Source organism: Delftia sp. (genome assembly GCF_059499305.1).
On sequence record NZ_JCABYI010000004.1, the window covers coordinates 99,800 to 122,101 of the forward strand.

Genomic DNA, 22,302 nt, shown 5'->3' on the forward strand with positions numbered 1-22,302 from the left:
TGTTCCATGCTTTTTTACAGAGAGGGAGTTTCCATGAGAAAGATGATCTTGGCAGCCATGGCGCTGGTGGCCGCAACGGCGGTACATGCCCGCAATGAAGCAGTGATGCTGCCGCTGGCCGACGTGGTGAAGCTCGGCCTGGACCAGGGCAAGCTCGACGGCAGCGTGAGCTTTCACCTGTCCGGTGCCAGCACGCCTGCCATCTCCGAAAAGCTGGGCGATGACGTGTCCAACAAGAAAACCAACGGCGTGGGCAAGGACGATGCCACGGCCTGCAACTGGGCAGCGCTGTCTGCCCTGATAGCCTTCGAGGCCAAGGCCAAGCAAAAGGGCGCCAACGCCGTGGTGGACCTGCACAGCTTCAACAAGAAGCAATCCACCCGGGATCCAGTCAATTTCGAATGCCGCGCAGGCAATGTGATGGCCGGCGTCACCTTCAAGGGCACCTATGCCCGCGTAGGCCGGTGATTTGAGCGCGCCGGCCGCCTGCGCCTTGCTGCTGGGGGCGCAGGCGCCCTTGTGGGCCAATGCGCAGTCGCTGGCTGCGGGCTGGCTGACGGACTCGGAGCGGGAGCGCCATGCCGGCATGCGCGAGGCGCGTCAGCGCGAATTCATCGCCTGCCGCTATGCCATGCGCCTGCTGCTGGCCGGCGGGCATGATGCCGCATCGACCTGGCGGCTGGCAGCGCCCCGCAATGCTGCACCCCACGTGGATCAAGGCGGGGAGGGCGGCATTTTTGGAGCGCAGCCCCGTTTGAGCCTCTCGCACAGCGCCGGCTGGCTGGCCTGCGCCGCCGCACAAGGCCCGGTGGGCGTGGACATTGAGCGGCGGACAGAGCGCCGCCAGCGCGACGTGCATGGCATGGCCGAGATGGTGTGCTCCTCGCCCGAACGCGCGTGGCTGCACGCGCAGGGCGGAGCCCGCCTGCAGCACAGCCTGGTGCAGCTGTGGAGCCTGAAGGAGGCCTATTTCAAGAGCCTGGGCCAGGGCCTGGACTTTGTCCGGATGCGGCAGCTTGCGTGGATACCCGTCTCCGCTGCGCTCGACATGGCTGGGCCGCCCCTGGCCCACGGCCGCCTGTGGCAAGGCCGGGATTGCGATGCACAGGCCGTGTGCCTGGCGCTTTGCATGCCTGGGCCCCTGCCCGAGGTGGCTATATCAGGAAGCGAAGAAGTGCATTGGAAGCCCGCTGTGGATTGGCGACTTGTCGTGCTGGCCTGATGGCACAAGGCACATGTCCAGCTGCAGAAATTCTGACCACTGGGGTGGTTTCGCCGTTAGCTTTGCGTGTTACGTGCTGGTAGTTATGTTGGGTGGTGGCGACAAGGCAACCCAGCAGGTGGACATTGCGGCTGCAATTGCCCTGTCCAAGACCCTGGAGAACTGACCATGACCAAGATTGCTGACCTTCCCACCTTTGACATGGCCGAGCACCTGAAAACCGATGAGGACGTGGCTGCCTATCTGTCCTTGGTGCTGGAAGAAGATGACCCCTCCGAACTGGCCCATGCCCTTGGCGTGATCGCACGCACGCGCGGCATGAGCGAGATAGCCAGTGCCAGCGGTCTGACCCGGGAGGCTTTGTACAAGGCACTGCGGCCGGGTAGCCAGCCTCGGTTTGACACCATCCGTCGCGTCTGTGGCGCTCTTGGCGTGCGTCTGGTGGCTCAGCCTATCCGCACCTGATCATTGTTGCCGGAATGCACTCAGAGTGCCCAACGAAAAAGCCCCAGACTCTTGCGAATCTGGGGCTTCTTGTTTGGTGCCGGAGAAAGGAATCGAACCCTCGACCTTCTCATTACGAATGAGCTGCTCTACCAACTGAGCTACACCGGCGACAGACAAAAATTATAACGGCAAATTTATGCCTCGGAATGGTATTGCGTCACTTTTTCGACTTCGTTCTTCGAGCCGAGGATGACGCTCACACGTTCGTGCAGCTGCGTGGGCTGGATGTCGAGGATGCGCTGCTTGCCGTTGGTGGCGGCGCCGCCGGCCTGCTCGACCAGCCAGGCCATGGGGTTGGCTTCATACATCAGGCGCAGCTTGCCGGGCTTGTTGGGCTCGCGGCGGTCCCAGGGGTACATGAAGATGCCGCCGCGGGTCATGATGCGGTGCACGTCGGCCACCATGGAGGCGATCCAGCGCATGTTGAAGTCCTTGCCGCGCGGGCCTTCCACGCCGGCCAGGCATTCGTCCACGTAGCGCTTGACGGGGGTGTCCCAGTGGCGCATGTTGGACATGTTGATGGCGAATTCCTTGGTGTCCTCTGGGATGCGGATGTTTTCCTGCACCAGCACGAAGGAGCCTTGCTCGCGGTCCAGCGTGAACATGGAGACGCCGTCGCCCACGGTCAGCACCAGGGTGGTCTGCGGGCCGTAGATGCAGTAGCCGGCGGCGACCTGCTGGGTGCCGGGCTGCATGAAGTCCTGCTCGGTCACGCCGGGGTGGCCTTCGGGCTTCTTGAGCACGCTGAAGATGGTGCCGATGGAGACGTTGACGTCGATGTTGGACGAGCCGTCCAGCGGATCGAACATCAGCAGGTACTCGCCGTGCGGGTAGCGGTTGGGCACCAGGTAGATGCCTTCCATTTCCTCGGAGGCCATGGCTGCCAGGTGGCCGCCCCATTCGTTGGCCTCGATCAGCACCTCGTTGGCGATGATGTCCAGCTTCTTCTGGACTTCGCCCTGCACGTTCTCGCTGCCGGCCGTGCCCAGCACGTCGCCGATGGCGCCCTTGTTGACGGATTGGCTGATGCGCTTGCAGGCGCGTGCCACGACTTCCAGCAGCAGGCGCAGCTGGCCGGGGATGAGGCCGTCCACGCGTTGCTGCTCGACCAGGTAGCGGGTCAGGCTGACGTTTTTCTTCATGGGTTCAACTCCTAAAAATCCGGGAGCAGATGCGGCATGGCGTATGCATCTGCTGATGAACAGCATTTCAGTGATTCCTGGCTTGCAGCATAAAACCGGCGCTGCTCAAGCCAGGGACACCGAGGAAGAGCCGCCTCGCACCGAGGGTGTCGTCCCCCTGCAAGGGGGAAGGCGCGAAGCGACTCAGGGGGTGGCTCGTCAATCCGCGAGGGCGCGGGTGACGACTTCACGCACGTCGTTGCTGAGTTCGGCGCGGGCCGCCACGCGGGCGACGGCCTCGCGTGCCGCCGTGCGGTAGGGCTCGGCCAGCTTGCTCCAGCGGTCCAGGGCACGCGCCAGGCGGGCGGCGACCTGGGGGTTGATGGCGTCCAGCTCGATGACGCGCTCGCTCCAGAACACGTAGCCCGCCGCGTCGGCGCGGTGGAAGGCGCCGGGATTGGCGCTGCAGTAGCTGAAGATCAGGCTGCGCGCGCGGTTGGGGTTCTTGATCTGGAAGTCGGGGTGCTTCATCAGCTGCTTGACGGCCGGCAGCACGTTGCCGCCACGGTCGCAGGCGCCGCCCTGCAGCGCGAACCACTTGTCCAGGACCAGTGCATCGTGCTGGAACAGCTTGTGGAAACGTGCCAGGGCCTGGGCGGCCAGCGGATGGCCGCTTTGCACCAGTGCCGTCAGGGCGCTCATGCGGTCGGTCATGTTGCCTGCGTCCTTGAAGCGCTGCAGCGCCTTGCCGGGCCAGACCGTGTCGCCCGAGGCGCGCGCGGCCAGGCACAGCATGGACAGTGCCATGCCGGACAGGGCGCGGCGGCCGGAGCTGACGGGGTCGGGGCGGTAGGCGCCGGTGTCGCTGTGCTCCTGCCAGGCCTGCTGCCAGTCGGCCTGCAGCTCGGTGGCCAGTTGCTGGCGCATGGCTTCGCGCACGGCGTGCACGCGCTGAGGATCGACCACGGCCAGTTGCTCGGCAATGTAGCTTTCGCCGGGCAGGGTCAGCATCAGTTCCTTGAAGGCCGCATCCAGCTGCGGATGGCGCAGCACGCCGCGCATGGCCTCGACGAAGGAGGCCGGCAGCAGGGCAGCAGCGATCTGGCCGCTGGCGTCTGCCGTGATGGAGGTGTCGCCAATGGCCTGCAGCGCGATGCGCAGGCCCAGGCGCTGGCCGGCTTCCCAGCGGTTGAAGGCATCGCTGTCATGGGCCAGCAGGGTCAGCAAGGCGGCATCGCTGTCGCTGTGCTGCAGCACCACGGGGGCGCTGAAGCCGCGCAGCAGCGAGGGCACGGGCTCCTGGTCCACGTCGGTGAAGACGAAGCTGTGGCTGGGTTCGGACAGCACCAGCAGGCGGCTGTCGCCGGCTGCCTGCGCGTCTTCGCCCTGCAGGCGCAGGGTCAGCGCGCGGCCGTCCTGGCCCAGCAGGCCCATCTGCACGGGGATGACGAAGGGCAGCTTCTCTGCCTGGCCGGGCGTGGGTGCGCAGCTTTGGCTCAGGGTCAGCGTGTAGGTGCGGGCGGCCGCGTCATAGCTGCCTTCGGCGCGCAGCTGGGGCGTGCCGGCCTGGCTGTACCAGCGCTTGAACTGGTCCAGGCGCCGGGCCAGTTCGCTGTCGGGGTTGGCGTCGGCCATGGCCTGGGCGAAGTCGTCGCAGGTCACTGCGTGGCCGTCATGGCGCTCGAAATACAGCTTCATGCCCTTGGCGAAGCCTTCGCGGCCCACCAGGTTGTGCTGCATGCGCACGACCTCGGCACCTTTTTCGTAGATGGTGACGGTGTAGAAGTTGTTGATCTCGATGTAGCTGTCGGGCCGCACCGGGTGGGCCATGGGGCCCGCATCCTCGGGGAACTGGGCGGTGCGCAGCACGCGCACGTCCTCGATGCGCTTGACGGCGCGCGCCGAGGGGCTGCCCGCCATGTCCATGCTGAATTCCTGGTCGCGGAAGACGGTCAGGCCTTCCTTGAGCGACAGCTGGAACCAGTCGCGGCAGGTGACGCGGTTGCCGGTCCAGTTGTGGAAGTACTCGTGGCCGACGACGGACTCGATGTTGGCGTAGTCGGTGTCGGTGGCCGTGGACTGGCTGGCCAGGACGTACTTGGTATTGAAGACGTTCAGGCCCTTGTTCTCCATGGCGCCCATGTTGAAGTCGCTGGTGGCGACGATCATGAAGCGGTCCAGGTCCAGCGACAGGCCGAAGCGGGCCTCGTCCCAGGCCACGCTGGCCATGAGGGAGTTCATGGCGTGCTCGGTCTTCTCCAGGTCGCCGGGGCGCACGAAGACCTGCAGCAGGTGGTCGCGGCCCGCGCGGCTCTTGATCTTTTGCTCGCGCGCGACCAGGTTGCCGGCCACCAGGGCGAACAGGTAGCTGGGCTTGCGGTGCGGATCGGCCCACTTGGCGAAGTGGCGGCCGTCTTCCAGCGCGCCTTGCTCGACCAGGTTGCCGTTGGACAGCAGCACCGGGTACGCGGTCTTGTCGGCGCGCAGCGTCACGGTATACATGGCCATCACGTCGGGACGGTCCAGGAAATAGGTGATGCGGCGGAAACCCTCGGCCTCGCACTGGGTGAAGAACGTGCCCTGGCTCACATACAGGCCCATGAGCTTGGTGTTCTTGGCGGGCGCGCAGGTGGTGAAGATTTCCAGATCGACGGGGTCGCCGCCCTCGGGCAGGTTCTCCAGCACGAGCTGGTCGCCGTCCATCTTGAACGAGGTGCCGCCGCCGTTGACCAGCACGCGCGCAAGGTTCAGTTCATCGCCGTCCAGGCGCAGCGGCTGCGCCGGCACCTCGGTGTTGCGGCGCACGCGCATCTTGTTGAGCACGCGGGTCTTGGCCGGATCGAGATCGAAGGTCAGGTCCACGGTGTCGATCCACCAGGCAGGAGCCTGGTAGTCGGCGCGGTGGATGGCGGTGGCAGGGGCCTGCCCGTCACGCAGTTGCAGCATACAGATTCCTTCCTATGCCAATATCAGGGGACAGAGTCCAAGCCCCTGTGCGGCGGGTGCCGCCCAGGGGCTTGGAACTCAGAGGCCTTGCTTGAGCGAGGCTTCGATGAAAGCGTCGAGGTCGCCGTCCAGCACCTTCTGGGTGGCCGAGATTTCGACGTTGGTGCGCAAATCCTTGATGCGGCTGTTGTCCAGCACGTACGAGCGGATCTGGTGGCCCCAGCCCACATCGGTCTTGGTGTCCTCCAGCTTTTGCTGCTCCACCATGCGCTTTTGCATCTCGTGCTCGTAGAGCTTGGAGCGCAGGCGCTGCCATGCGACGTCGCGGTTGCTGTGCTGGCTGCGGCCATCCTGGCATTGCACGACGATGCCGGTCGGGATGTGCGTCAGGCGCACGGCCGAATCGGTCTTGTTGATGTGCTGGCCGCCGGCGCCCGATGCGCGGTAGGTGTCGGTGCGCACGTCCGAGGGGTTGATCTCGATCTGGATCGAGTCGTCGATCTCGGGATAGACGAACAGCGAGGCAAAGCTGGTGTGGCGGCCGCCCGAGCTGTCGAAGGGCGACTTGCGCACCAGGCGGTGCACGCCGGTTTCGGTGCGCAGCAGGCCGTAGGCGTACTCGCCCTCGATGTGGATGGTCGCGCTCTTGATGCCGGCGATGTCGCCCGGCGTCTCTTCCTCGACCGTGGCCTTGAAGCCCTTGCGTTCGGCGTACTTCAGGTACTGGCGCAGCAGCATGCCGGCCCAGTCGCAGGCTTCGGTGCCGCCGGCGCCGGCCTGGATGTCCACGAAGCAGTTCAGCGGATCGGCTTCCTTGCCGAACATGCGGCGGAACTCCAGTTCCTCGATCAGGGGCTGCAGCTTGGCGGTCTCGCCCTCGATGGTGAGCAGGCCGGTCTCATCGCCTTCTTCCTTGCTCATCTCGAACAGCTCGGCGTTGTCGGCCAGCTCGGTGGTGAGCTTTTGCAGCGTCAGCACGACGCCGTCGAGCAGCTTCTTTTCCTTGCCCAGTTCCTGGGCCTTCTTGGGGTCGTTCCAGACGCTGGGATCTTCCAGCGAGGCATTTACCGTGCGCAGTCGTTCGTACTTTGCATCGTAGTCAAAGATACCTCCGTAGATCTGCCGTCCGCTGCGACAGATCTTCGAGGGTGTTGCCGATGAGGTTGATGCGTTCTGCTTCCATGATGTGTTCCGTCTTCTGATGAATGTGTTCTTGGCTGAATCGCCGATTTTCTCATGCTGGGGCACCGTGCCGGGCCAAGCGCCTGTCGCGCGGGGCTGCGGGAGGGCGGCAGACTGGCGATGGCTTTCAAAACAAGGGCTTGCAGCGGTCGATCATGGCAGATTTGAAGGGCTTGGCCATGGCAGGGGCGTGATCCGCCTGCGAGGCGCCCGGAAAAAAGGCCCGGCCAGCAGGAGCTGGTCGGGCCTTGGCCGGTGTGTCCGCCCCCGGCGGGGCGGGCGAAAACCTGGTTCAGAAGGTTTCCCAATCGTCGTCGGAGGCCGTGCTGGCCGCCTTGGCCTTGGCCCTGGCAGGTGCGGTCACGGCAGGCCGGGCCGGCTGCGCCGGCTGGGCCGGGCGCGCGGCGCCTGCCGGAGCAGGGGCTGCACCGGCCGCACCAGTTGCAGAAGGCAGGGCGGCCGATGCGCGTGCGGGCACAGCGCCTTTGGGAGCGGCAGGCGCCAGATGCGGACGGGGCGCCGCCGGTGTCTGGCGGGGCGCTGCCACGGCGGCGGCGTGGCTGACACCGCGGCTGCTGCCCAGCATGCCGGTGGACGGCGAGAGCTTGAACACGCTCACCACCTCGGCCAGCGCCTTGGCCTGGGCCTGCAGGGCGCCGGTGGCCGCCGCCGATTCCTCGACCAGGGCCGCGTTCTGCTGGGTCATCTGGTCCATCTGCGTGACGGCCTGGTTGACCTGCTCGATACCGGCCGTCTGCTCATGGCTGGCGGCCGAGATCTCGCCCATGATGTCGGTCACGCGGCGCACGCTGGCCACGATCTCCTCCATGGTCTTGCCGGCCGAATCGACCTGGGCGCTGCCTTCCTCGACCTTGCCCACCGAGTCGTCGATCAGCTGCTTGATCTCCTTGGCGGCGGCGGCCGAGCGCTGGGCCAGGGTGCGCACTTCCGAGGCGACGACGGCAAAGCCCCGGCCCTGGTCGCCGGCGCGGGCCGCTTCCACGGCGGCATTCAGCGCCAGGATGTTGGTCTGGAAGGCGATGGAGTCGATGACGCCGATGATGTCCACGATCTTGCGCGAGGCATCGTTGATGGCGGACATGGTCTGCACCACCTGGGCCACGGCCGTTCCGCCGCGCACGGCGACCTGGGACGCGGCGGCGGCCAGCTGGTTGGCCTGCTGGGCGTTGGCGCCGTTTTGCTTGACGGTGGAGGTCAGCTCCTCCATGGAGGCGGCGGTCTGCTCCAGCGAGCTGGCCTGCTCCTCGGTGCGGGCCGACAGGTCCTGGTTGCCCGATGCGATCTGGCCGCTGGCCGTGGCGATGGAGTCCGTGCCCTGGCGCACCTGGCCCACGATGCGTTGCAGGCTTTCGTTCATGTGCTGCAGGGCCAGCAGCAGCTGGCCGGTCTCGTCCTTGCCATGCACCTCGATGCGGCTGCCCAGGTCGCCTGCGGCCACGGCCTGCGCCAGGCTCACGGCCTGCTGCAGGGGGCGTGCCACGCTGCGGGCGATCAGCAGGGCCATGGCCAGGCCGAAGACCACGGCGCCCACCAGCAGGGCGATCACCCACCAGCGCGCAGCCGTGAAGATGTCGTCACCGGCCTGGTTGGCATCTTCGATGCCCTGGGCGTTGAGCTTGATCAGTTCATCGAGCTTGCTGTTGATGGCGCGGCTGGTCTTGACCGAATCGCCGCGCAGCAGCTCGGACGCCTCGTCGGTGCGCAGGGCGTGGGACAGGTCCACGATCTTTGCCGTGTGCTGCGCGTACTGGCCCAGGTCGTCCTTGATGCCGGCCATCAGCTCGCGCTCGCGAGCCGTATTGGCATAGCGCTCGAAGGCCTGCTGGTTCTTCAGCAGCTCGGACCACAGCGCGGGCATGTTCTTGTCGTAGACGGCCATCTCTTCCATGGAGGTGGCCAGCACATGCTGCATGGTCTGCGAGCGGTAGCGCTGCAGCTGGTAGCGCATCTCCAGGAGCACGCGCTCGGCAGGCATCCAGTGGTGGGCCAGGTCGGTGGCGGTCTGGTTGACGCGGTCCAGCTGGACCACGGAGAACAGGCCCAGGCCTGCGGTCAGCAGCAGCAGGGCGATGAAGGAGGCCAGCAGCTTGGGGGCCAGCTTCAGATTGCGGAAAAACATCATGGTGGGGGAGTGCCGTATGGCGAAGAGCGAAAGCGGATGAGCGGCTGGGGCTGGGAGTCGGCGGAAACGGTGGCGATCTGTGGCGATCAGCGGGGCCGACACTCAGCCGCCGCCATGCCGCAGATATCGGTCACTTGCCGGCGAGGCTTAGGGAAAAATAGGTCCAGTCCGAATATTTATTGCGGATTGTTACTTTTGCCGGCCAAGGTCTCCGCGCGCATGGCCTGGTCCGCTCACACGTCCGTCGTCAGGCCGGCCTGCGCGCTCAATGCCTGCAGCCACCGCTCCAGATCAGCGGCCGGCAGCGGGCGAGAGAACAGATAGCCCTGTGCCACCGGATAGCCCTGTTCGCGCAGGATGGTGTTCTGCGCTGCCGTCTCCACGCCCTCGGCCACCACGGTCAGGTGCAGGCTGCGGCCTATGCCCAGGATGGCGTTGCTCAGCGCCTGTGCGGCCTCGTCGTGCTCCAGGTCGGCGACGAAGCTGCGGTCCAGCTTGAGTTCGCTGACCGGCAGGCGCCGCAGGTAGCTGAGGCTGGAGTAGCCCGTGCCGAAGTCGTCCATGGACAGGCGCACGCCCTGGGAATGCACGGCCTGCAGCGTGCGCATGGTGCCCGGGTTGGTGTCCAGCAGCAGGCTTTCGGTGATCTCCAGCGTGAGGTCCTGCGGCTTGAGCGCGTTGTGCTCCAGCGTGTCGGCAATCATGCGCGGCAGGTCCAGGTTGTGAAAGCTGGTGGGCGAGAGGTTGACCGACATGGCCGGCACGTCGATGCCCCGGCTGCGCCACTCGCCCAGCTGGCGGCAGGCCTCGCGCAGTGCCCAGGTGCCCAGCTCGCCGATCAGGCCGCATTCCTCGGCCAGCGGAATGAAGCGTGCGGGCGAGATCTCGCCGAATTCCGCATGGCTCCAGCGCGCCAGGGCCTCCACGCCGTAGAGGCGCCCGTCCTTCAGGTCGAGCTGGGGCTGGTAGTGCAGGCGCAGGCCGCCGCTGCGCAGGGCGTCGCGCAGCGCCGTCTCCAGCACCAGCCGCTCCTGCGCCAGGCGGTTCATCTCGGGGCTGAAGAAGCTGTAGAGCCCGCGCCCGCCCGATTTGGCCTGGTACATGGCCATGTCGGCGCGGTGCAGCAGGGTCTCCATGTCGCGCCCGTCGGCGGGAAACACGGCAATGCCGCAACTGGCCGTGCTGGCCAGGGATACGTCGTCGATCATGCAGGGCTCGCCAAGTGCCGACTGCAGCCGCTCTATCACCTCGGCCGCCTGCGCACCGCCACAGTGTGGCAGCACGATGACGAATTCATCGCCCGACAGCCGTCCGGCAATGTCGCCCGTGCGCAGCTCCGCCTGGATGCGCTGGGCCACGCTGCACAGCAGCCGGTCGCCGGCCGGGTGGCCCAGCGAATCGTTGACCTGCTTGAAACGGTCCAGGTCGATGAAGACCACGGCCAGCTCGTGGCCCTCGTGCGAAGCCACGGACAGCGCCTGCTCGGCCTGGGCCAGCAGCAGGCTGCGGTTGGGCAGGGTGGTCAGCCCGTCGTAGAAGGCCAGCTGCCGGATGCGGCGGCGTGCCTGCTCGCGCTCCAGCGCCAGCGCGCACAGGTCGGTGCAGGCCTCCACCAGCCGCTGGTGGAAGGGATCGGGGCCGGGCCGGTTGAAATGGCGGTAGTAGAAGGCAAAGGTGCCGGCCACGCCGCCCTGCAGCCCGCAGATGGGCGTGGACCAGCAGGCCGTATACCCCAGCGGCAGGATGAGGTGCTTGTAGTCGGCCCACAGCGGGTCGGTGGCGATGTCGCCCACCAGCACGGGCCGGTTGTGAAAGGCCGCCGCGCCGCAGGAGCCGACATTGGGGCCGATGGGCACGCCGTCCAGCGCCGCCGAATAGGAGGCCGGCAGGCTGGGCGCGGCCAGCGGATGCAGGCGGTTCTGGTCATCGACTTCCAGCACCGAGACCGCGATATCGGGCGCAATGCGCTCGACCTCGCGGCACACCAGGTCCAGCACCTCGGTCAGCGGCTGGTCGCGGGCCATGGCCTCCAGGGCGCGCCGCTGCAGCACCTCATGCATCTTGGCTTCGGTAATGTCGGTGATCACCGTCACCGTGGTCTGCAGCCGCCCGTCCGGCCCCATCACGGGATTGGCCTGGGCGCTGACCCAGTAGCGCTCGCCGTCCTTGCCCACCAGGATCTCCTCGCGGTACACGGGCTTGCCCGCGTCCAGCTCGGCACGGTAGGCGGCCGTGAACTCGGGCGAGGCATGGGGCACCAGCAGGGCGATGGGCGCACGGCCCACCACTTCCTCGCTGGTCCAGCCGAACATGCGGCTGAAGCCCGCATTCACATAGCTGATGGTCCAGTTGCCATCGGCGATCACCACGGCAGCATCGGTGGCATCGGCCACCAGGGACAGGCGCCGCATGTGCTCCTGCCGCCGGCGGTCGGCCAGCATGCGGGCCGAGACATCGGTGGCAATGCACAGCACATGGCTGAGGGCGCCGGCCGCATCGAGCACGGGCGCATAGGTGGCCTCCAGCCAGCACGTGCTTCCGTCGCGGCGCCGGTGCTCTCCCACGCGCGAAACCGTCTCGCCCGCGCCCCAGCGCTGGCGCCACTGACCGTAGGCGGCCGGGTCGGCCTGGGCCTGCGTGCACAGATCGCTGTGAAGCAGACCTTCAGCGCCCGTGGCCGGATAGCCGAGGATGGCCTCGTAGTTGGCATTGGCGCGCATCAGCCGGCCTTCGGGCGTGAATTCCGCCAGCGCCATGGCCTTGTCCAGCGTGCTCCACAGCGCCTGTTGTCCTGCCGTGCCTGCTACCCGCGTTTCGAACATGGTTCGCTCTCCTGATGGATGCTGAGCTGATGATTGATTGTTTCTAAATGATACCGATCCGGCGCAGCAGCTGGATGTCAGCCACTCTGGTCGCACTTGCTCCCACTGTTCGCCTTTGGATGGTCCGCCTGATGGCACTCTTAGGCAAGTGATTCCGCTGGTTACAATAAGTTGAGAATGATTCTTGTTTGATGGTGCCTCCCGCCTTCAAGCCATCGGGTCCTACCATGCCATCCGCCCCAGCCTCCACCCCCCAGCACCGAGAAGCCGCCTCCCTGTACGCCGCCCACCATGGCTGGCTGCAGGGCTGGCTGCGCCGCAGGTTGGGCAACGGGGCGGATGCGGCCGACCTGGCGCAGGACACCTTTGTGCGCATCCTTGGCGTGCGCGACTTGGACGGTGTGCAGGAGCCGCGTGCCTACCTGACCACGGTGGCCAAGGGCGTGCTCGTCAACTGGTACAAGCGCCAGGCGCTGGAGCGCGCCTACCTCGAAGCCCTGGCCGCCTTGCCCGAGCCCGTGGCGCCGTCGCCCGAGCAACGCGCCCTGGTACTGGAGACCCTGCACGAGATAGACGCCATGCTGGACGCGCTGCCGCCCATCGTGCGGCGCACGTTTTTGCTGTCCCAGCTGGACGGCATGAAGTACGAGGACATCGCGCAGCAGCTGGAGGTCTCGCTCACCAGCGTCAAGCGCTACATGGCCCAGGCGTTTCGCCAATGCCTGGTGGCAATGGCGTGATGGAGACGCCCCTGCAAGCGCGCGTGCTCGACGAGGCCGCCGAATGGCTGATGCGCCTGCACGACAGCGGCGCCACCGACGCCGACCGCGCCGCCTGCGAACGCTGGCGCCAGGCCGACCCCCAGCATGCCCTGGCCTGGGAACGCGCCGAGCGGCTGCTGGGCAAGTTGGGCGGCCTGCCTGCAGCGCTGGCCATGCCGGCGCTGGACCGGCCCCGAAGCCACCGCGCCCAGCGCCGCGCCGCCGTGGCCCGGCTGGCCGCGCTGCTGGCCGTGGCGCCTGCAGGCTGGCTGGCCTGGCAAGCCTGGTATGCGGCGGACCAGCGCGGCTGGGGCGCCGACCTGCGCACCGCCACCGGCGAGCGCCGCACCGAGCATCTGGCCGATGGCAGCCGCCTCCTGCTGGACACGGCCAGCGCGGTGGAAATCCGGTTTGATGGCGCACTGCGCCTGCTCACCTTGCGCCAGGGCGCGATTTCCATAGAAACGGCGGCAGATACCGCCACACCACGCCGCCCCTTTGTCGTGGACACCGCCCATGGCCGGCTGCGCGCCCTGGGCACCCGCTTCACCGTGCGGCAAGAAGGGGGCAGGGCGGACGGCGGCCCCGTGCGCCTGGCCGTGACCGAGGGAGCCGTGGAAGTCACGCTGCGCGGCGCCGCCAGCCCGGCGCTGGTCGTTCAAGCCGGTCAGCAAACGGTATTGCGAGCGGGGGAGGTGACCGCGCCCCAGCCCCTGCAGCCCGAGGCCACGGCCTGGACCCACGGCATGCTGATGGCCGACGCCATGCCGCTGGCCGCGTTCTGCGCCGAACTGTCGCGCTACCGGCCCGGCCTGCTGCAGTGCGCGCCAGAGGTGCGCGCGCTGCGCGTGTCCGGCTCCTTCCCGCTGGGCGATACGGACCGGACGCTGACCATGCTGGCCTCCACCTATCCCGTCGACGTGCAGACGCGCATGCGCGGCTACTGGATCACCGTCGTCGCCAGGAACTAAAAAAATCGAGGCAGGGTGACACCTTTTCGGATCTCGGCTGGCAACGGGGAAAGAGCTTCTTTCTTCACCGCCTCCAAGGACCGATTTCCATGCCTGCCGTACCCATGCCGCATCCCGTCTTCCATCCCCTGGCGCATGCCGCCCGACTGGCCCTGCTGGGCATGGCATTGGCCGCAGGCGCCGTGCAGGCGGCCGAACCGGCCCCCGCAGCCCAGACCTACCAGATTGCGCCCGGGCCGCTGGGCCGCACGCTGGCTGGCGTGGCCACGGCGGCGGGTATTTCGCTGTCCTTCGATCCTGCGCTGACCGAAGGGCTGACCAGCCCGGCCCTGTCCGGCCACTACGCGCCGCAGCAGGCGCTGCAGCGCCTGCTGGCCGGCAGCGGGCTGGACATGTTGGCGCGCAGCGATGGCAGCTACACGCTGCGCAGGCAGGCCGCACCGGCCGGCGCTGCTGCCGGTTCCACCACGGTCCTGAACGAAGTGCAGGTGACGGCCCGCGCCGAGCGCAGCGCCACCAGCGAAGGCACGGGCAGCTACGCGGCCCGCGCGGTCACGGTGGGCAAGGGCGAGCAGGCGATCAAGGACATCCCCCAGTCCATCAGCGTGATCACGCGCCAGCGCATGGACGACCAGAACCTCCACACCGTGGACGACGTGCTGGCCAGCACCACGGGCATCACCATGTACGACAGCCCCATGGGCGGGCGCTATGTCTACTCGCGCGGCTTCCGCGTGGATACCTACCAGTTCGATGGTGTGAACCGCGCCTTCTACTACCCGCAGGCCGACAACTTCACCAGCAACGCCGCCACGCTGGACCGCGTGGAAGTGGTGCGAGGTGCCACGGGGCTGCTGCAGGGGGCGGGCTCGCCCAGCGCCGCCATCAACATGGTGCGCAAGCGCCCCCTGGCAGAGCGCCAGCTGGAGGTATCGGCCAGTGTGGGTTCCTGGAACAACCTGCGCAGCGAGATCGATGCCACGGGCCCGCTCAACGAGGCCGGCACGCTGCGCGGGCGCGTGGTCGCCAGCCTCAACAGCCGCGACTATTTCTACGACGTGGCCAGCAGCCGCACCGGCGTGCTCTACGGCGTGCTGGAGTACGACCTCAGCTCCCAGACCCGGCTGACGGTGGGCGCCACCCACGAGCGGCTGCGGTCCACGCCGTTCTTCCAGGGCCTGCCGCGCTATGCCGACGGGGCGGACTTGCGGCTGCCGCGCTCCACTTTCCTGGGCGCGGACTGGAACCGCTGGGACAGCGAGCAGACATCGCTGTTTGCCGAGTTGCAGCACCGCTTCAACGCGGACTGGACCGTTAAGGCCACGGCGGGCTACACCCGGGAAAAGCACGACATGAAGTACGCCTTTGCCCTGGGGGCCATCAATCCCGCCACGCTGGCGGGCAACGAGATGTATGCCGGCCTGTTCGATGTCACCACCGACAACAAGACCCTGGACGTGGCGGTGGACGGCAAATTCGACGCCTTCGGCCGCCGGCATTCGCTGAGCTTTGGCGCCAACACGGGCCGCATGGTCAACGACAGCGACTATTCGCTGATCCGCATGGGCCTGCCCAACAACGTGTTCGACCCGAGCGCCGCCATCCGCGAGCCGTCCCGCGCGGAATTCCTGGCCAACCGCTATCGTGGCGATGAAAGCCGCACCCGCATGACCCAGTCCGGCGCCTACGGCGTGGCGCGGCTGGGCCTCACCGATGCGCTGACCCTGATCGGCGGCGCCCGCATCACCCGCTTCACGGGCAGCAGCAACTACCGCAACACGGGCGAGGCCTACAACGACCCGTACAAGGAAAGCGGCGTCATCACGCCCTATGGCGGCCTGGTCTATGCGCTCAATGACCAGTGGTCGGCCTATGCCAGCTACTCCGACATCTTCCAGGCCCAGAACGCCGTGACGGCGGCCGGCGACCTGCTGGCTCCCATCAAGGGGCGCAATCTGGAAGTGGGCATGAAGGGCGAATTGCTGGACGGCAGGGTGAACGCGGCCGTGGCCCTGTTCCGCATCGACCAGAAGAACCGCGCCGAAGAGGACCTGGTCAACCCCTGCTCGGCCAGCACCTACTGCTATGTCTCCGTGGGCAAGGTCCGCAGCCAGGGGCTGGATGCCGAGATCAGCGGCGAGGTGGCGCGCGGCTGGCAGCTGTTTGCCGGCTACACCTTCAGCCATTTCAAGTACCTGGACAACACCTCCAATGCCGGCGTGGAGTTCGCCAGCACCTACACGCCCAAGCACATGCTGCGGGTCTGGAGCGACTACCGCCTGCCGGGCGAATGGAGCGCCTGGAACGTGGGCGGCGGCGTCAACTTCCAGACCGCCAGCTCGCGCGCGGTGGGCGCCATCACCGACGTGCAGCCAGCCTATGCCGTGTGGTCTGCCCGCCTGGGCTACCGCATCGACCGCAACTGGTCCGTGGCACTGAGCGTGGCCAACCTGTTCGACAAGACCTACTACCAGACCATAGGCGCGCCGGCCTGGGGCAATGTCTACGGCGCACCGCGCAGCGCGACGCTCACCCTGCGCGGCAAGTTCTGAAACGCGGCCAGGAGGAACGGACTGCAGCAGCAGGCGGCAGAGCAGGGCCGCAAGAGGGGCGCAGTTGCCTATAATTGAGAATTATTCTCAATCTCGGGTCGCCGCGTGTCCAGCCCATCGCCTTCCTTGTCCGCCCATGTCGAATCCCTGTACCTGGCCCACCACGGCTGGCTGCAGGGCTGGCTGCGCAAGAAGGTGGGCAATGCCTTCGACGCGGCCGATCTGGCGCAGAGTACCTTCCTCAAGGTGCTGGGCGCCAAGGGGCTGGACCAGCTCCAGGAGCCGCGCGCCTACCTGACCACCATTGCGCGCAACCTGCTGATCAACCAGGTGCGGCGCCGCGCCATCGAGCAGGCCTATCTCGATGCCCTGGCCGCCATGCCCGAGCCCGTGGCGCCGCCGCCCGAGGTCCGGCTCATGGTGCTGGAGACCCTGGTGGAGATAGACCGGCGCCTGGGCCGCCTGCCCGCGCTGGCCAAGCAGGCCTTCCTGCTGGCCCAGCTCGAAGGGCTCGGCCATGGCGAGATCGCGGCCGAGCTGGGCATCTCCATCTCCACCGTCAAGCGGCATCTGGCCAAGGCGGCCATGCGCTGCTTCTTCCCGGAGTAGGCGGCATGCAGGCGTTCCCTTCCGCTTCTTCCCCCATTTCTGCCGAAGTGGCCCGCCAGGCCGTGCAATGGTGGCTGCAGCTGAACTCCGGCCAGGCCCAGGCCCGGCAGCACGATGGCCTGCAGCGCTGGCGTGCGGCCAGCCCCGAGCATGAGGCCGCCTGGCAGCGCATCGAATCCATGGGCAGCCAGATGGCCGGCATCCCCATGCCGCTGGCGCGGGCCGCATTGGCCGCACCCGGCTCGGCCGGCAGGCGCCGTGCGGTGCAGGCGCTGGCCGTGCTGCTGGTCTCGGGCGCAGGCTCCGCAGCCGTCGTGCGCTCGCAGGCCTGGCGCGGCTGGACGGCCGATCAGGTCGCGGCCGTGGGCGAGCAGCGCCGGCTGCCGCTGCCCGATGGCGGCAGCGTGGTGCTCAACACCGGCAGCGCCCTCAACCTGCGCTACGGCGCGGCCGAGCGCGTGCTGGAGCTGGTGCGTGGCGAAATCCTCGTGCAGACCGCGCCGGACAGCCTGCACCGGCCCTTCATCGTGCAGACCGCCATGGGCGCCGTCCAGGCCCTGGGCACGCGCTTCACGGTGCGCGAGCGCGAGCCCGGCATCGAAGTGGGCGTGCTGCAAGGCGCCGTGCAACTGCGGCCCGCGCATGCCCCGCATGCCGCGCAGCGCATCAATGCGGGAGAGCAGGGCACGTTCACGGCCCAGCAGGCCGTGCACTCCGGCGCGCTGGACACGGCGGCCAGCGCCTGGGCCGAAGGCATGCTGGTGGCCTCGCGCATGCGGCTGGAGGATTTCCTGGCCGAGCTGGGCCGCTACCGGCGCGGGCGACTGGGCTGCGACCCGGCCGTGGCCGGCCTGCACGTCTCCGGCGCCTATCCGCTGGCCGACACCGACCGCGTGCTGGCCGCGCTGACTTCCTCGCTGCCCGTGGAAATCCACTCCTTCTCGCGCTACTGGGTGATGGTGCGGCCTGCCGGGGCGGGCAAGGCATGAGCGGCACGGCCGGCATGAAGGCCTTCGCACTTTCCTGAAAAAATTTGAGCTGATTTGCCGGCGATGGCTGTCAACAGAGACAGGAGCGCACCGCAGCGTGCGCCAACGCTTCTCTACAACCATTGCAACAAGGCCTTTCCATGCGCCCTCAGACCATGCGCCAGAACTCCATGCGGCAGACTGCCGCCCCCACTGTCCGCCCATCCCAGGCGGCCCCGGCGTTGCGGCCCGTGGCGCTGGCGCTGCAGGTGCTGTGCGCGGGCACGCTGGCGGGGCTGGCTGCCGCAGGCGCCCTGGCTCCGGCACAGGCCTGGGCGCAGCCGGCTGCCGGTGCTTCGCAGCAACGCCAGTACGACATTGCTGCCGGCCCGCTCGAAAGCGTGCTCAACCAGCTCGGGCGCGAGGCCGGCGTGCTGGTCACCTTCGGCTCGGCCGTCACCGAAGGCTTGCGCAGCGGCGGTGTGAGCGGGCGCTTCACCGTGGAGCAGGCGCTGGACCGCGCCTTGCTGGGCACGCCGCTGGCGGCCGTGCGCTCGGCCGGTGGCGGCTACACCTTGCGCGAGATGCCCGTGGTGCCGGCCACCTCCGGCGCGGCGGGTGCTGCGGGTGCGGCAGGCGCGCCGTCCTCCCAGACACTCAGGACCGTGCTGGTCACGGCCTCGGCCCAGGCCAGCCCCACCACCGAAGGCTCGGGCTCCTACACCACGCCGGCCACGGCGGCGGCCACGGGCCTGAGCCTGTCGCTGCGCGACACGCCGCAGTCCGTCAGCGTGCTCACGCGCCAGCAGATCGAGGACCAGGGCCTGCTCTCGCTCAACGACGCCATGCGCAGCGTCACCGGCATCCATGTCGTCAGCTCGGACAGCGACCGATCGGACTTCTACTCGCGCGGCTTCTACGTGGACAACCTGCAGTACGACGGCGTGCCCACCTCCATCGGCCTGTCGTTCTACGGCGAATCGGGCAACGACACCACCATCTATGACCGCGTCGAAGTGGTGCGCGGCGCCACGGGGCTGCTCACGGGCGCGGGCAATCCGTCGGCCTCCATCAACATGGTGCGCAAGCACGCCAACAGCAAGGTGTTCACGGGCTCGGCCTCGGCCAGCGTGGGCTCGTGGAACCACCATCGCGGCACGGTGGACCTGTCCATGCCGCTGACGCAGGACGGCCGCATCCGCGCACGCGTCGCCGGCATGGCCGAAGAGCGCGACTCCCATGTGGATCTCTACCACGCGCGCAAGCAGGTCTTCTACGGCGTGATCGATGCCGACCTCACGCCCGACACCACGCTCAGCGTGGGCGCCGACTACCAGGCCAACCGGCCCACCGGCTCGACCTGGGGCGGTCTGCCGCTGGTCTTCATGAACGGCATGCCGGCCGACTGGAGCACCTCCAAGACCACGGCCGCCAACTGGACGCGCTGGAACAGCACCAACAAAAGCATCTTCGCCAACCTGCAGCACCGCTTCGGCAACGACTGGAAGCTCAAGGCCAACTTCGTGCACCGCGACAGCGCCTACGACGCCAAGCTGCTGTACCTCATGCGCCAGCCCGACATCACCACCGGCCTGGGCATGGCGGCCCTGCCCAACTACTCCGAATACAGCTTCCAGCAAAACAGCGCCGACCTGCAGGTGACGGGCGGCTGGGAACTGGGCGGGCGCCGCCATGAGGCCGTGGTGGGCCTGACCAGCAGCCGTGCCCGCGAGCACAAGGCCGGCCATGCGCGCACCAGCCCCCTGCAGGACGTGGGCAACTACTACCAATGGGACGGCTCCTATGCCGAGCCCACCTGGGGGCCGCTGACCACCAGCAGCCTGGACCACACGCGCCAGGACGCGCTGTACGGCGCGCTGCGCCTGTCGCTGGCCGATCCGGTCAAGCTCATCGTGGGCGGGCGCCAGAGCAGCTGGAAGGTGCGCAGCCTCAGCGAGGTGCGCGACCACAACGTCTTCATCCCCTACGCAGGCCTGGTGCTGGACCTGAGCGAAGGCTTCTCGGCCTATGCCAGCTACACCGACATCTTCCAGCCCCAGAACTACCGCGACCGCGGCGGCAGCTACCTGGACCCCGTGGCAGGCAAGAGCTTCGAGATCGGCATCAAGGGCGAGCACCTCAACGGCAGGCTCAACAGCTCGCTGTCCGTCTTCCGCATCCAGCAGGACAACGTGGCCCAGCTGGACGAAGGCCAGGTCGTGCCCGGCACCACCGACTTCGCCTACTACGGCGCCAAGGGCGTGACCAGCAAGGGCTTCGAGGCCCAGGTCTCGGGCGAGCTGGCCACGGGCTGGAACCTGTCGGCCGGCATTGCCCACACCGTCGCGCGTGACGCCCAGGGCCTGTCCATCAACGCCTGGGCGCCCAAGACCCAGGCCCAGCTGTTCACTTCCTACCGCCTGCCCGGTGGATGGAATCAGCTCACCGTGGGCGGCGGCCTGCAATGGCAAAGCCGCACCCGCGCCAGCGTCTTCGTGGCGGGCAATGACCTGGTCTTCGAGCAGAAATCCTTCGCCACCGCCAGCCTCATGGCGCGCTACGCCTTCAGCCCCAGGCTTTCGCTGCAGCTGAACCTGAACAACCTCTTCAACAAGAAGTACTACGTCAACATCGACGGCCAGGGTCAGTTCGGCACGCCGCGCCAGGCCATGGCGGTGTTGAACTACAAGTGGTGAACCTGTCTCTGTGAGGATGGGGTGGAGTTGGCGCGGCAGCATCCGGGCACGGCGGTGCAGGCTGCTGGCGCCCAATTCGGAGCCAGCAGCCCTTGCAGATTCATCGCCGGGTAGGCGGCGGATGGGGGCTACACCACGCGCCGGGCCTCCACCTTCACATGGCCGGCCAGCAGGTCGGCGCTGTCGCGGATGGCACGCAGCGCATGGGCCAGGGCCTGCTGGCTGTGGTGCTCCTGCGGTGCATGCACTGCCGCCAGGGCCAGTTGCGCCAGGGCCGAGATCTCGGTGCAGTTTTCCTGCACGCTGCCGTGGATCTCGGTGATGGCGCTGGTCAACTGGTGCAGGCTGGGGGGTTGTGTCCTGAGGGTGTCCTTGTCCATGGCCATGCCTCAGCCCTGCGGGCGCACCGGCTCATGGGTGCGGCATTCGAGAAGGTGCGCCATGGCTTTGGCGGCTGCCTCGGCCGCTTCGGCGCGGCGCATCTCGGCCGCGTCTTCGAATCCGCAGCCCATGGCCTGGGCCTCGGTCCCTGCGTAGTCGGCCAGCGTCTCGGCGCTGTCGCGGATGCTTTGCAGGGCTCGGGCCACCACGTCCATGTGGCGATGGCCCTTGGGCGTCTCCAGCCATGCCAGGGCGAGCTGGGCGATGGAGGAGATCTCTGCACAGCCTTGCTGCACGAGATGGTCCACCTGGGTGAGGGCATTGGACAGCTGCCGGGTGCTGTGGCTGTCCGTGGCGGATTTGGGCTGGGCGGGGTTCATGCCTGGGCCCTCCGTGTGGAAAGGGCGGCGCCAAAAGAGGGCGCGCAGGCGAGTGCCAGAGAAACGGCAGTCATGTTTCCGTGCTCCTTACTGAGACTGAAACCACCGACTCCGCGTTTTGAAGCACGAAACAGGTGGACGGGATGTTCAAAACACACAGCAAGATGTGCGGACGCCCTTACGGGTAGCCCCATCCCGCCCGAAACCGCAGGGGCGTGGACGAGCGTCCACAGCCCGGAATCCAGACGTGATAAGGCCTCGCTTTCGGGGAGGCAGCACCGCTTACTAATGGGTGTTTTGAAGCACCGGCCCCGTGACAGGGGGCTGGTGCGGATGATAGCGCGTGCGGCGTGCGCAAAGTCGCTTTGCGGCCCGTTGCACCTTGCCATCTCGCCGTTTCAGGAATGGCCCAGGGACCGCTGAAAGAGCCCGGCATGCGTTGCGTTCATTGAGAATGATTCTTCTTTGCGCGGTTATGATCCAGCCCCATGGATTTGTCCGCCTCCTTCACCGCACTCCGCGTGCAGGGTGAGCGCCAGCCCCATGCCGGCCTGCGGGCGGGCACAGCAACACCGGGCGTAGGCCGGCAACCACCCAGGCCGCTGTCCATTGCGGCTGGCCTTTTTTTCAATCTCGTTTGTCATGTATCAGGAGGGCCGTCACGGCCATTGCTTTCGGCATTTGCATTGCCGCTTTTCTGAACAACCCACTACATGTCCCTCTCCCATTCCGGCCAATCCGGCCATTCCGCCAAACCCACCCATCCGGGCCTGCTTGTCCTGTCCCGCCTGCTGGCCGCCGTCTTCGGCGGCTATGCGCTGGCCAGCGCGCTGGCGGCCTTCCTGGCCGCTGCGTTGCCCGGCGCGCGTGTCGATGCCGTGATCGCCGGCATGCAGTGGAGCTTTGCGCTGCACGCGCTGGCGGTGATCTGGGCGTTCTCGCCGGTTTCGGCGGGCCGGGTCTGGCTGGGGTTGCTGGTGCCTGCGGCGCTGATGGGCGGCGCCGCGCTGCTGCTGGCGCGCAATGGCGCGGGAGGCTGAG

At 67.5% G+C, this 22,302-nt stretch carries 17 protein-coding genes and 1 tRNA gene; 10 read left to right on the forward strand and 8 right to left on the reverse strand.

Annotated features, from left to right (window positions below):
* The first annotated feature begins 33 nt into the window (after positions 1–33).
* The 3 genes from AC5I49_RS02370 (at position 34) to AC5I49_RS02380 (ending at position 1,687) form a co-directional block, all read left to right on the forward strand.
* Positions 34–468 (forward strand): excinuclease ATPase subunit, encoded by a 435-nt coding sequence (locus AC5I49_RS02370; RefSeq protein ID WP_495788781.1) that lies wholly within the window; start codon positions 34–36, stop codon positions 466–468.
* A gap of 1 nt (position 469) precedes the next feature.
* Positions 470–1,222: a 4'-phosphopantetheinyl transferase family protein gene (locus AC5I49_RS02375; protein ID WP_495788782.1), complete on the forward strand. Its 753-nt coding sequence runs from the start codon at positions 470–472 to the stop codon at positions 1,220–1,222.
* Positions 1,223–1,390: 168 nt separating this feature from the next.
* Positions 1,391–1,687 (forward strand): addiction module antidote protein, encoded by a 297-nt coding sequence (locus tag AC5I49_RS02380; RefSeq protein WP_017406814.1) that lies wholly within the window; start codon positions 1,391–1,393, stop codon positions 1,685–1,687.
* A 74-nt stretch (positions 1,688–1,761) separates the two neighbouring features.
* Here AC5I49_RS02380 and AC5I49_RS02385 read toward each other — a convergent pair.
* The 6 genes from AC5I49_RS02385 to AC5I49_RS02410 form a co-directional block, all read right to left on the reverse strand.
* Positions 1,762–1,837 (reverse strand) — tRNA-Thr (locus AC5I49_RS02385).
* Between the two features lie 26 nt (positions 1,838–1,863).
* Positions 1,864–2,871, reverse strand: coding sequence for a class 1 fructose-bisphosphatase (locus AC5I49_RS02390; protein WP_012205101.1), 1,008 nt, complete (start codon positions 2,869–2,871; stop codon positions 1,864–1,866).
* A 198-nt stretch (positions 2,872–3,069) separates the two neighbouring features.
* Complete coding sequence (gene pepN / locus AC5I49_RS02395) at positions 3,070–5,796, reverse strand: aminopeptidase N (protein WP_126312228.1); 2,727 nt, start codon at positions 5,794–5,796, stop codon at positions 3,070–3,072.
* 78 nt (positions 5,797–5,874) lie between these two features.
* Positions 5,875–6,979 (reverse strand): peptide chain release factor 2 gene (prfB, locus tag AC5I49_RS02400; protein WP_126312227.1). Its coding sequence is split into 2 segments (ribosomal slippage): positions 5,875–6,897 and positions 6,899–6,979, totalling 1,104 coding nucleotides; the frame shifts between segments, so codons are not numbered across the junction.
* Positions 6,980–7,270: 291 nt separating this feature from the next.
* Positions 7,271–9,121, reverse strand: a complete 1,851-nt coding sequence (locus AC5I49_RS02405) for a methyl-accepting chemotaxis protein (RefSeq protein ID WP_279492674.1) — start codon at positions 9,119–9,121, stop codon at positions 7,271–7,273.
* Between the two features lie 233 nt (positions 9,122–9,354).
* A complete protein-coding gene (locus tag AC5I49_RS02410) occupies positions 9,355–11,943 on the reverse strand; it encodes a sensor domain-containing protein (protein ID WP_017406813.1) in 2,589 nt (862 codons plus the stop codon).
* Positions 11,944–12,170: 227 nt separating this feature from the next.
* Between AC5I49_RS02410 and AC5I49_RS02415 the strand changes: the two genes are divergently transcribed.
* From AC5I49_RS02415 to AC5I49_RS02440, 6 genes are all read left to right on the forward strand, one after another.
* A complete protein-coding gene (locus tag AC5I49_RS02415) occupies positions 12,171–12,683 on the forward strand; it encodes a sigma-70 family RNA polymerase sigma factor (protein WP_495788783.1) in 513 nt (170 codons plus the stop codon).
* On the forward strand, positions 12,662–13,675 hold the full coding sequence (locus AC5I49_RS02420; RefSeq protein WP_495788784.1) for a FecR domain-containing protein: 1,014 nt from the start codon (positions 12,662–12,664) through the stop codon (positions 13,673–13,675). The genes AC5I49_RS02415 and AC5I49_RS02420 overlap by 22 nt, the downstream gene beginning before the upstream one ends.
* An 89-nt stretch (positions 13,676–13,764) precedes the next feature.
* Positions 13,765–16,227, forward strand: a complete 2,463-nt coding sequence (locus tag AC5I49_RS02425) for a TonB-dependent siderophore receptor (protein WP_495788785.1) — start codon at positions 13,765–13,767, stop codon at positions 16,225–16,227.
* Positions 16,228–16,353: 126 nt separating this feature from the next.
* On the forward strand, positions 16,354–16,836 hold the full coding sequence (locus AC5I49_RS02430; RefSeq protein WP_016450750.1) for a sigma-70 family RNA polymerase sigma factor: 483 nt from the start codon (positions 16,354–16,356) through the stop codon (positions 16,834–16,836).
* Positions 16,837–16,841: 5 nt separating this feature from the next.
* Complete coding sequence (locus AC5I49_RS02435; RefSeq protein WP_495788786.1) at positions 16,842–17,825, forward strand: FecR domain-containing protein; 984 nt, start codon at positions 16,842–16,844, stop codon at positions 17,823–17,825.
* A gap of 140 nt (positions 17,826–17,965) precedes the next feature.
* Positions 17,966–20,500: a TonB-dependent receptor gene (locus AC5I49_RS02440; RefSeq protein WP_070080343.1), complete on the forward strand. Its 2,535-nt coding sequence runs from the start codon at positions 17,966–17,968 to the stop codon at positions 20,498–20,500.
* 128 nt (positions 20,501–20,628) lie between these two features.
* Here AC5I49_RS02440 and AC5I49_RS02445 read toward each other — a convergent pair whose 3' ends face one another.
* Positions 20,629–20,886, reverse strand: coding sequence for a hypothetical protein (locus tag AC5I49_RS02445; RefSeq protein ID WP_034400160.1), 258 nt, complete (start codon positions 20,884–20,886; stop codon positions 20,629–20,631).
* A gap of 3 nt (positions 20,887–20,889) precedes the next feature.
* Positions 20,890–21,261 (reverse strand): hypothetical protein, encoded by a 372-nt coding sequence (locus tag AC5I49_RS02450; RefSeq protein ID WP_310039960.1) that lies wholly within the window; start codon positions 21,259–21,261, stop codon positions 20,890–20,892.
* Between the two features lie 713 nt (positions 21,262–21,974).
* Between AC5I49_RS02450 and AC5I49_RS02455 the strand changes: the two genes are divergently transcribed.
* Positions 21,975–22,301 (forward strand): DUF3649 domain-containing protein, encoded by a 327-nt coding sequence (locus AC5I49_RS02455; protein WP_016452933.1) that lies wholly within the window; start codon positions 21,975–21,977, stop codon positions 22,299–22,301.
* The last annotated feature ends 1 nt before the right edge of the window (position 22,302 follow it).